The organism is Lactobacillus sp. wkB10 (assembly GCF_000760615.1).
In the GTDB taxonomy this organism is placed as follows: domain Bacteria; phylum Bacillota; class Bacilli; order Lactobacillales; family Lactobacillaceae; genus Lactobacillus; species Lactobacillus huangpiensis.
In genome coordinates this window covers 1-1,199 of the sequence record NZ_JRJB01000029.1, presented here as the reverse complement: position 1 = coordinate 1,199, position 1,199 = coordinate 1, and the positions used below count along the sequence as shown (strand labels likewise).

The following is a 1,199-nucleotide window of genomic DNA, read 5'->3' as shown; positions in this document are numbered from 1 at the left end:
ATTCCCAGTGCTATAAGAACTGTTATGTATACGTCACAAGCATACGATGAAGATGGACAAAAGGTAGATGCTAAATATCCAGCTTTTCATCAGGTCAAAGTTGAAAAAAGACCATTAATCCTAACTTTCAAGCCCTATGCCCCATACTATAAAATTAGCGGGAAAAAGCAATATATTAAAGCTAATAACATCGATGGCGTTAAACGCAAGGTCAAACGTAACTCTTATGTTTATGCTACAAGTTCACGCAGGGCTGACTATCGTTTAATTAGAAAAGGAACTTCCATTACAACTTATGGTGGCACCGTCAAGTTTAAGAATGGTTTGCGCTACTACCGCATTGGTGGTCCTGCAAAACAATATGTGAAAGCCGGCAACTTGGGCAAAATCACAGCTTCAAACACCGAAGAAACTATTGCAACAGTGACAAAAGACGGTGGGACTCCAATTTATGAGATCAATAATGGTCTCAAAACTACTAAAAAGGCTAAAAAAGGTACTACTTTTATAGTCGACCGAGCTCAAGAAGAAGGATATGCCGACGATATAACCAATATGGCTATTCCAAATGCAGTTATTTATCGCATTAAAGGGACGAATAATTGGCTCAATTGCCTAGACGTTAAAGTTAAAAAAGAGCTTCCGCATCATTTTTATAACTCCGAGCATTATTCCTATATTAGATTTTATCAAGATACAGACGTCTATAATGCTGATGGCACCAAGCAAGATAATGATGGACAAAGAATTAGGAAACAAGGCGGTAATATAAAGGTAGATAAATTGCTTTATATTTGGGTACCAGCCGAAAATAAAGCAGAACTGTTTTATCATATGAAGGGTCATTGGTTTTATGCCACTGATAAGCCAGACGGAAGTGGCGGTAGTGAAGTAGATTTTGGCGATAGCTATGTCAAAGCGAGTGATGTTAGATTTATTGACGGCGTAAAACTAAAGCCGATCAACACAGCTGAAGAAGCAAGTCAAGCTGCTAAGCAAAAAATGACCAAATAAATTATTTTAAGAGAACTAAATAATTTAAATGCACCTAATAGTAAAAGCCAGCTATTGGATGCATTTTTTATTAAGATATTTGCCTAATTTAATTCACCATTTTTTACCTTCATTAATTATCAAGAAAGGCACAGAATAAAATTATATGATTCCTTGTTTTGATTGCAGAAATTAGACAATCAAAA

The 1,199-nt window shown here is 35.9% G+C and carries 1 protein-coding gene; it reads left to right on the top strand.

Annotated elements, in window-relative coordinates; translation table 11 throughout:
• A partial coding sequence (locus tag LACWKB10_RS09745; protein WP_034981767.1) for an SLAP domain-containing protein occupies window positions 1-1,014 on the top strand: 1,014 nt, incomplete at its 5' end.
• Between the last annotated feature and the right edge of the window lie 185 nt (window positions 1,015-1,199).